Annotated in this window: 6 protein-coding genes; 5 read left to right on the forward strand and 1 reads right to left on the reverse strand. The window is 72.1% G+C overall.

What is annotated here, in order from left to right; all coding sequences use genetic code 11:
- Positions 1–124 precede the first annotated feature (124 nt).
- Positions 125–1570: a gamma-aminobutyraldehyde dehydrogenase gene (locus ACFYNO_RS36590; RefSeq protein WP_388021974.1), complete on the forward strand. Its 1446-nt coding sequence runs from the start codon at positions 125–127 to the stop codon at positions 1568–1570.
- 166 nt (positions 1571–1736) lie between these two features.
- On the forward strand, positions 1737–3095 hold the full coding sequence (locus tag ACFYNO_RS36595; RefSeq protein WP_388021976.1) for an aspartate aminotransferase family protein: 1359 nt from the start codon (positions 1737–1739) through the stop codon (positions 3093–3095).
- A gap of 39 nt (positions 3096–3134) precedes the next feature.
- On the opposite strand, the gene ACFYNO_RS36600 is transcribed toward ACFYNO_RS36595, so the two are convergent.
- A complete protein-coding gene (locus ACFYNO_RS36600; protein ID WP_388021977.1) occupies positions 3135–4781 on the reverse strand; it encodes a PucR family transcriptional regulator in 1647 nt (548 codons plus the stop codon).
- A 203-nt stretch (positions 4782–4984) separates the two neighbouring features.
- On the opposite strand from ACFYNO_RS36600, the gene ACFYNO_RS36605 reads away from it, so the two are divergent.
- From ACFYNO_RS36605 to ACFYNO_RS36615, 3 genes are all read left to right on the forward strand, one after another.
- Entirely contained in the window at positions 4985–6505 is a 1521-nt protein-coding gene (locus ACFYNO_RS36605) for a gamma-aminobutyraldehyde dehydrogenase (RefSeq protein ID WP_388021979.1), read from the forward strand.
- A 177-nt stretch (positions 6506–6682) separates the two neighbouring features.
- Complete coding sequence (locus ACFYNO_RS36610) at positions 6683–7141, forward strand: hypothetical protein (protein ID WP_388021981.1); 459 nt, start codon at positions 6683–6685, stop codon at positions 7139–7141.
- 131 nt (positions 7142–7272) lie between these two features.
- Complete coding sequence (locus tag ACFYNO_RS36615; RefSeq protein ID WP_388021983.1) at positions 7273–8808, forward strand: CoA-acylating methylmalonate-semialdehyde dehydrogenase; 1536 nt, start codon at positions 7273–7275, stop codon at positions 8806–8808.
- Positions 8809–9316: the final 508 nt, after the last annotated feature.

A 9316-nucleotide genomic window follows, 5' to 3' on the forward strand; every position in this document is an offset into this window, starting at 1 on the left:
GTACACGCGCCGGCGTGCACGCACCCGAAAGGGTCCCGCCCGAACGACCCCGACGGGTGGCGGCCCGGCGGTACCCTGGCGCCGGAATCTGCAACGTCGCAGGCCCAGACCGTAGGAGAAACCCGTGAGCGACCTCCGCACGCTGCGCAACTACATCAACGGCGAGTTCGTCGACGCAGCCGACGGCCGCACCCTGGAGATCGTCGACCCGACCACCGGTCAGGCGTACGCGACCTCCCCGCTCTCCGGTGCGGCCGATGTGGACGCGGCGATGGCCTCGGCTGCCGCCGCCTTCGAGACCTGGCGGGACGCCACCCCGTCCACCCGGCAGCGGCTGCTGCTGAAGATCGCCGACGGCGTGGAGACCCGTGCCGACGAGCTGGTGGACGCCGAGTGCCGCAACACCGGCAAGCCGCGCGGCCTGACCAAGTCCGAGGAGATCGGGCCGATGGTCGACCAGATCCGGTTCTTCGCCGGTGCCGCCCGCCTGCTGGAGGGCAAGGCCGCGGGCGAGTACATGGACGGGATGACCTCGATCATCCGCCGCGAGCCGGTCGGCGTCTGCGCCCAGGTCGCGCCGTGGAACTACCCGATGCTGATGGCGGTCTGGAAGTTCGCCCCGGCGATCGCCGCCGGCAACACCGTGGTGCTCAAGCCCTCCGACACCACCCCCGCCTCCACCCTGCTGCTGGCCGAGATCATCGGCGCCGCGCTGGCCGAGCTGGAGCTGCCGGCCGGCGTCTTCAACGTGCTCTGCGGCGACCGGGAGACCGGCAAGCTGATGGTCGAGCACGCCACCCCCGCGATGGCCTCGATCACCGGCTCGGTGCGGGCCGGCATCCAGGTCGCCGAGTCGGCCGCCAAGGACGTCAAGCGGGTGCACCTGGAGCTCGGCGGCAAGGCCCCGGTGGTGGTCTTCCAGGACGCCGACATCGCCGAGGCCGTCGAGGGCATCTCGGTGGCCGGCTTCTTCAACGCCGGCCAGGACTGCACCGCCGCCACCCGGGTGCTGGTGCACGAGTCGATCCACGACGCCTTCGTCAGCGCGCTGGCCAAGGCCGCCGCCGAGACCAAGACCGGCGGGGTGGACGACGAGGACGTGCTCTACGGCCCGCTGAACAACGCCAACCAGCTCAAGCAGGTGGCCGGCTTCATCGAGCGGCTGCCCGCGCACGCCAAGGTCGAGGCCGGCGGCCACCGGGTCGGCGAGGTCGGCTTCTTCTACGCCCCGACCGTGGTCTCGGGCCTGCTGCAGGACGACGAGATCATCCAGAACGAGGTCTTCGGCCCGGTCATCACCGTGCAGAAGTTCACCGACGAGGACCAGGCCGTCTCCTACGCCAACGGCGTGGAGTACGCGCTGGCCTCCTCGGTGTGGACCAAGGACCACGCCCGGGCGATGCGGATGTCGCGCCGGCTGGACTTCGGCTGCGTCTGGATCAACACCCACATCCCGCTGGTCGCCGAGATGCCGCACGGCGGCTTCAAGAAGTCCGGCTACGGCAAGGACCTGTCCTCGTACGGGTTCGAGGACTACACCCGGGTCAAGCACGTCATGACCGCGATCTAGCGGATCGGGACCATCGGCGCGGTAGGACTGCGATCTGATGATCCGACAGTGAGAATGCCCCAGGAGGCTCGCCTCCTGGGGCATTTGCACAGTGTCAGTCTGCCCGGCCGACCACCTGACACGATGCGCCTCCCGGCTGAGCTGGGCTTTCCCTACGCTGACGGCCATGAGCACCCCCACTGCCGATCCCGCCGCCGGGCAGGCCGTCAAGGCCGCCGACCGCGCGCACGTCTTCCACTCGTGGTCCGCCCAGGCCCTGATCGACCCCCTCGCGGTGGCCGGCGCCGAGGGCTCGTACTTCTGGGACTACGAGGGCAACCGCTACCTCGACTTCTCCTCCCAACTGGTGAACACCAACATCGGCCACCAGCACCCCAAGGTGGTCGCCGCGATCCAGGAACAGGCCGGCAAGCTCTGCACCATGGCGCCCGGCTTCGCCGTCGAGGCGCGCAGCGAGGCCGCCCGGCTGATCGCCGAGCGCACCCCCGGCGACCTGGACAAGATCTTCTTCACCAACGGCGGCGCCGAGGCCAACGAGAACGCGATCCGGATGGCCCGGCTGCACACCGGCCGGCAGAAGGTGCTCTCCACCTACCGCTCGTACCACGGCGCCACCGCCAACGCGATCGCCCTCACCGGCGACCCGCGCCGCTGGCCCAGCGAGACCGGCACCTCCGGCATCGTGCACTTCTGGGGCCCGTACCCGTACCGCTCCTCCTTCCACGCCGAGAACGAGGCGCAGGAGTGCGAGCGCGCGCTGGCCCACCTGGAGCAGGTGATCGCCTTCGAGGGGCCGCAGACCGTCGCCGCGATCATCCTGGAGACCGTGGTCGGCACCGCCGGCATCCTGGTCCCGCCGGCCGGCTACCTGGCCGGGGTCCGGGAGATCTGCGACCGGTACGGCATCGTCTTCATCCTCGACGAGGTGATGGCCGGCTTCGGCCGCACCGGCGAGTGGTTCGCCGCCGACCACTGGGGCATCACCCCCGACCTGCTCACCTTCGCCAAGGGCGTCAACTCCGGCTACGTCCCGCTGGGCGGCGTGGCGATCAACGCCGAGATCGCCGCCACCTTCGCCGAGCGCCCGTTCCCCGGCGGCCTCACCTACTCCGGCCACCCGCTGGCCTGCGCCTCCGCCGTCGCCACCATCACCGCGATGGCCGAGGAGGGCATCGTGGAGAACGCCCGGATGATCGGCGAGACCGTGCTCGGCCCCGGCCTGCGCGAGCTGGCCGAGCGCCACCCCTCGATCGGCGAGGTGCGCGGCCTGGGCGTCTTCTGGGCGCTCGACCTGGTCCGCGACCGCGCCACCCGCGAGCCGCTGGTGCCCTACAACGCGGCCGGCGCCGCCAACGCGCCGATGGCCGAGCTGGCCGCCGCCTGCAAGAAGCGCGGGCTCTGGCCGTTCACCAACATGAACCGGTTCCACGTGGTGCCCCCGTGCACCGTCACCGCCGAAGAGGCCCGGACCGGCCTGGCCGTGCTGGACGAGGCGCTCACACTGGTGGACGCGCACACCGTCTGACGGGCCGCGGCGCCGGCGGGCCGCGGTACCGGCGGTCCGTCAGCGCCGCACCGCGTCCAGCGCGAGCAGGGCGACGTGCAGCGACAGGCAGGACTCCACCTGGTCCAGGTCCACCGCCAGGATCCGCTCCACCTTGTGCAACCGGTCGTAGAAGCTCGGCCGCGACAGATGCGCCGCATCTGCCGCGGCCGACTTGTTGCGCCCCTGCTCCAGATAGACCCGGAGCAGCTGCACCAGCTGCGAACCCTGCTCCGCGTCGTGCGCCAGCAGCGGGCCCAGCTCGCGCTCCACGTAGGTCTGCAGCCGGGCGTCGTCGCGCAGCAGGTGCAGCAGACCGCGCAGCCGCACGTCCGGCAGCCGGTAGTAGGCGGCCGGCCGGGCGCCCGGCGCGTCGTGCAGCGCCGCGTCCGCCACCTGGGTCGCCTCCATCAGGGTCCGCCGGGCGTCCCGCACCGAGCCCACCGAGGAGCCCACCGCCACCACCGGCTGCGCGACCTCCCGCCCGCCGCCGTCCGCCACCAGCCGGCGCAGCGCCGCCGCGAACGCCTCCAGCGAGGCGTGCTCGTCCTGCTGCGAGCCCAGCGCGATCAGCAGCCCCACGCCCTCGTCGTCCAGCGCCCCGACCAGCGCCGACAGCCGGCTGGTCCGGGCCGCCGAGGCCGCCAGCTCGGTGAAGTCGCGCAGCCGGGCCTGCGCCTCCAGCGCCGCCGGCAGCTGCCCGCCACGCCGCCGCAGCACCACCCCGACCAGCCGCCGCCCCTCCAGCGGCACCCCGAGCGCCTGCGCCCGCAGCGCCACCTCGGAGACGGTCAGGGCGTGGGTGAGGATGCCGGAGAGCAGCGTGCGGTGGGTCTGCCGCTCCAGGCTCTCCCGGTCGCGCACCAGCAGTCGGTTGAGCGCCAGGGTGGCCGCCCCGCGCTCCAGCAGCATCGTCGCCGGGTGCGCCTCCTCGGCCGGCACCGCGCCCGGGTCGCCGACCAGCACCAGCCGCCCCCAGTCCTCGCCGCGCGCCCCGACCGCCGTGACCAGCCAGCCGCTGCGCGGGTCGAAACCGGTCCGCCCGGCCGGCCGCACCGCCCGGGAGCGGCGCTCCCACTGGTCCAGCAGCTCGTCCTCGGTGCGCCCCGCAGGGTCGTGCGCGAGCACCTGGTGGCTCAGGTTCTCCAGCACCACCGGCAGCCCCGCCATCCGGGCGATCTGCCGCAGCACCTCGGAGGGCTCGGCGCCCTCCACCGCCAGCTCGTTGAAGACCTGGTGCACCGCCTCGGAGGCTCGCAGCTGCTCCAGCTGGGAGTTGACCACCAGGGCGTGCACCGCCTCGGTCACCGCCACGAAGCGCAGTTCGCGGCGCAGCACCACCAGCGGCAGACCACGCTGCTCGGCCGCGTGCACCAGGGCGCGGGGCAGGGTGTCGAAGTAGCGGCGGCCGAACTCCACCACCAGCCCGACCGCGCCGACCTCCACCAGCTCCTTGACGTAGCGGGCCAGCCCCTCCCGGTCGTCCGGCAGCGCGATGCCGGTGGTCAGCACCAGCTCGCCGCCCTGCAGCATGCCCGCCACGTCCGGCAGCTCGCTGACGTGCACCCAGCGCACCGGGCGGTCCAGCCGGTCCGCGCCCGCCACCACCTGCGGCATGCCACGCCGCATCACGTCCAGTTCGAGTACGTTTGCGACGGTGGGCAGCACGCGGGGCCTCCTGGCGGTGGGGATGCAGGGTGTCAGGTGAATCATGCAGGCAGATGACGACCTGTTGCCCATCGGACGGCTTTCCACTCTGTAAGCCGCTCCGACGCCCGGCTGTCGGAGTGGAGCTTGCCCGGCCCCGCGCCGCCCGGCAGGGTCGGCCACATCGCACGGGGTGAGACGGACCGACGGAGGAGAACCCACGCATGGAGCTCAGCAGTTTCGCGGACGGCGCGCAGTACATCGGCGGCAAGGCCGTGACCGGCAGCGGCGACCAACCGTTCGACGTGGTCAACCCGGCCGACGGCGGCACGGTAGAGCGGGTCCGGCTCGCCTCCACCGGTGACGTCGACGCCGCCGTCGCCGCCGCGGCCGCCGCGCTGCCCGAGTGGTCCCGGGCCACCCCGGGCACCCGCTCCGAGGCGCTGCTGCGGCTGAGCACCATCCTGGCCGAGCAGGCCGAGGAGTTCGCCCGGGTGGAGAGCGCCCAGACCGGCAAGCCGATCCGGCTGGCCCGCGAGTTCGACGTGCCCGGCACCGTCGACAACACGGCCTTCTTCGCCGGTGCGGCCCGCAACCTGGAGGGCAAGGCGGCCGGCGAGTACTCCGCCGACCACACCTCCTACGTGCGCCGCGAGGCGATCGGCGTGATCGGCTCCATCGCGCCGTGGAACTACCCGCTGCAGATGGCCGCCTGGAAGATCCTGCCGGCCGTCGCCGCGGGCAACACCATCGTGCTCAAGCCTGCCGAGCTCACCCCGCTCACCTCGCTGATGTTCGCCCGCGCCTGCACCGCCGCCGGCCTGCCGGACGGCGTGGTCAACGTGGTCACCGGCGACGGCCGCACCGCGGGCGAGCACCTGGTCTCGCACCCCGACGTCGCGATGGTCTCCTTCACCGGCTCCACCGGGGTCGGCAAGCGGGTCGCCGAACTCGCCACGGCCGGCGTCAAGCGCACCCACCTGGAGCTCGGCGGCAAGGCCCCGTTCGTGGTCTTCGACGACGCCGACCTGGAGGCCGCGGTGCACGGCGCGGTGGCCGGCTCGCTGATCAACGGCGGCCAGGACTGCACCGCCGCCACCCGCGCGTACGTGCAGCGCCCGCTCTACGAGGCCTTCGTGGCCGGGGTCGCCGAGCTCTTCGGCAAGGTCCGGATCGGCGACCCGCGCGACCCGGCCACCGACCTCGGCCCGCTGGTCTCGTACGCCCACCGGGAGCGGGTGGCCGGCTTCGTCGAGCGCGCCCGCGGGTACGGCGCCACCGTGGTGACCGGCGGCGAGCGCCCGGTGCGCGGCCACGACGGCTACGACCTGACGCGCGGCGCCTACTACGCGCCCACCCTGATCACCGGCGCGGACCAGCGCAGCGAGGTGGTGCAGGGCGAGATCTTCGGCCCGGTGCTGGTGGTGCTGCCGTTCGACTCCGACGAGGAGGGCCTGCGGCTGGCCAACGACACCCCGTACGGCCTGGCCGCCTCCGCCTGGACCCGCGACGTGCACCGATCGCTGCGCGCCACCCGCGAGCTGGCGGCCGGCTGTGTCTGGGTCAACGACCACATCCCGATCATCAGCGAGATGCCGCACGGCGGGTACAAGGCCTCGGGCTACGGCAAGGACATGTCGCAGTACTCGCTGGACGAGTACACCCAGGTCAAGCACGTCATGTTCGACACCACGGCGGTCGCCCGGAAGGACTGGCACCGCACGGTCTTCGGCGACCTCGGCTGACCGGGGCGGCGTCCTCGGCCGACCGGCCGCGCAGCCGCCGACCGCCCGGCCGCGGGGAACAGTTGCTGATCTCCGCAAGAGAAGCGGTCCGACCGCTGTAAGAGCCGGGGCCCGACTCGCTCTCCCCAACCGACGGCGGCCATCGGTGGCCCGCCGCGCGAGAGCGAGGAACTGGCCATGGAGAGCACCGGACCCGCCGCGGCGGTGGCCTGGCTGGCCGCCGCCGCCCCCGACCCCGAGGCCTGTCGGCGGGAGTGGGAACGCACCTCGCTGGGCATCGCGCTGCTGCCGGCCGGCCGGCTCTGGGACCTGCTGGTGGTCCCGGGCCGGCTCGGCCGCCCGGCCGCCGCGCTCTTCGAGCAACTGCCCGGCGGCGGACCGGCGCTGTACGACCCCGGCGACGACAGCGTCGCCTTCTTCGTTCCGGCCGGCACCGCGGCCCGCTGGATCGGCACCGGCGTGCGCGGCGCGGGCCAGGGCACCTGGGTGATGGTGCCGCACCCGCTGCGCACCGGCCGCGGGCTGCGCTGGCTGCTGCCGCCGGACGGCTCGGGCGCGCTCACCGATCCGATGGTGCTGGAACTGCTGCTGCACGAGGCGGCTGCCGGGCTCTCCGGGCCGGCTGAGCACTGCTGAGGCGGTCCGCCGCCGATCGGCCCTACGAGCTGTAAGGCCAATCGGGCGATGCCCGTCAGTGTGCTCGTTGAGCCGGCCCCGGGCGCTGACCAGACTGGAGGCAGAGCCCTTGATTCTGGAGGCAGACCGCCGTGAGCAAGCCCGCTGAGAAGCACGTCGTCCACTGGATCGGCGGTGCCCCGGTGCCGACCGCCGGCGCCGCACCCCGCCGGGGCGACATCCACGACCCGGCCACCGGCCGGGTCTCCGGCCAGGTGGACTTCGCCGAGGTGGCCGAGGTGGACCAGGCCGTCGCGGCCGCGTCCGCCGCCTTCGCCGAATGGCGCCACGCCTCGATCGCCAAGCGCACCACCGTGCTCTTCAACTTCCGCGAGCTGTTCAACGCCCGCAAGGACGAGCTGGCCGCGCTGATCGTCTCCGAGCACGGCAAGGTGCACTCCGACGCGCTGGGCGAGCTGGCCCGCGGCCAGGAGGTCGTGGAGTACGCCTGCGGCATCCCCCAGCTGCTCAAGGGCGGCTTCACCGAGCAGGCCTCCACCGGCATCGACGTCTACTCGATCCGCCAGCCGCTCGGCCCGGTCGCGATCATCTCGCCGTTCAACTTCCCGGCGATGGTCCCGATGTGGTTCTTCCCGATCGCCATCGCGGCCGGCAACAGCGTGGTCCTCAAGCCCTCCGAGAAGGATCCGTCGGCGGCCAACTTCCTGGCCGAGCTGTGGAAGGAGGCCGGGCTGCCGGACGGCGTCTTCAACGTCGTGCACGGTGACAAGGTCGCGGTGGACCGCCTGCTGGAGCACCCCGACATCAAGTCGGTCAGCTTCGTCGGCTCGACCCCGATCGCCCGCTACGTCTACGAGACCGGCACCAAGTACGGCAAGCGGGTGCAGGCCCTCGGCGGTGCCAAGAACCACATGCTGGTGCTGCCGGACGCCGACCTCGACCTGAGCGCCGACGCTGCCATCAACGCCGGCTTCGGCGCGGCGGGCGAGCGCTGCATGGCGGTCTCGGTGCTGGTCGCCGTGGACCCGATCGGCGACGAGCTGGTCGCGAAGATCAAGGAGCGGATGGCCACCCTTAAGGTCGGCCCCGGCTGCAACGGCGACTCCGAGATGGGCCCGCTGGTCACCGGACAGCACCGCGACAAGGTCACCTCCTACGTGGAGTCCGGCGTGGCCGACGGTGCCGAGCTGGCCGTGGACGGGCGCAAGCACCCGATCGCCGGCGAGGACGCCAGCGGCGACTCGACGGCGGACGGCTTCTGGCTCGGCCCCACCCTGTTCGACCACGTGAAGCCCGGCATGTCCGTCTACAACGACGAGATCTTCGGCCCGGTGCTCTCGGTGGTCCGGGTCGCCTCCTACGAGGAGGGCCTGGAGCTGATCAACGCCAACCCGTACGGCAACGGCACCGCGATCTTCACCAACGACGGTGGTGCCGCCCGGCGCTTCCAGCACGAGGTGGAGGTCGGCATGGTCGGCATCAACGTGCCGATCCCGGTGCCGGTCGCCTACTACTCCTTCGGCGGCTGGAAGGCCTCGCTCTTCGGCGACAGCCACGCCTACGGCGCGGACGGCGTGCAGTTCTTCACCCGCGGCAAGGCCGTCACCCAGCGGTGGCTGGACCCGTCGCACGGCGGCATCAACCTGGGCTTCCCGACCAACAGCTGACGGTCCGCCCCCTTCGCACCCGGTCCGGGCCGCGCTGCTCCCGCAGCGCGGCCCGGACCGCGTCGTTTGCGCCGCCCGGATGGAAGGCGTACTGTTCTCTAGTCGCTCGGCAGGGAGCACCGGACACGCGTCTGCGCGGACGGTCCCGGAGCGGCCACTCTCCGAAACACCATTCCCAGTACGACAACCCTCTTATGGGCGCCGTTCTCGTGCGTCTCCGCAGGGGGCTTGTTCTGCTGTGCCGGTAATTCGGGGAGGTGGGCCGGATTCGCTTTTCGGAGCGGAGTTGGGCTAAAGTTCAACTCGTCGGACGGGCCGTTAGGTCACGGAAGACGAAAGCGAGTTGGTGAAGAGCTGAGGTTCGGATCTGATAAGCTTGAAACACGAAAGAACGCAGTAACACTGAAACGAATGCCCGGAGGGTCCGCTGGAAAGCGGCTCGAAGGAAGTGTCCGTTCCTTGAGAACTCAACAGCGTGCCAAAAGTCAACGCCAGATATGTTGACATC

This window comes from Kitasatospora sp. NPDC006697 (assembly GCF_042869935.1).
In the GTDB taxonomy this organism is placed as follows: domain Bacteria; phylum Actinomycetota; class Actinomycetes; order Streptomycetales; family Streptomycetaceae; genus Kitasatospora.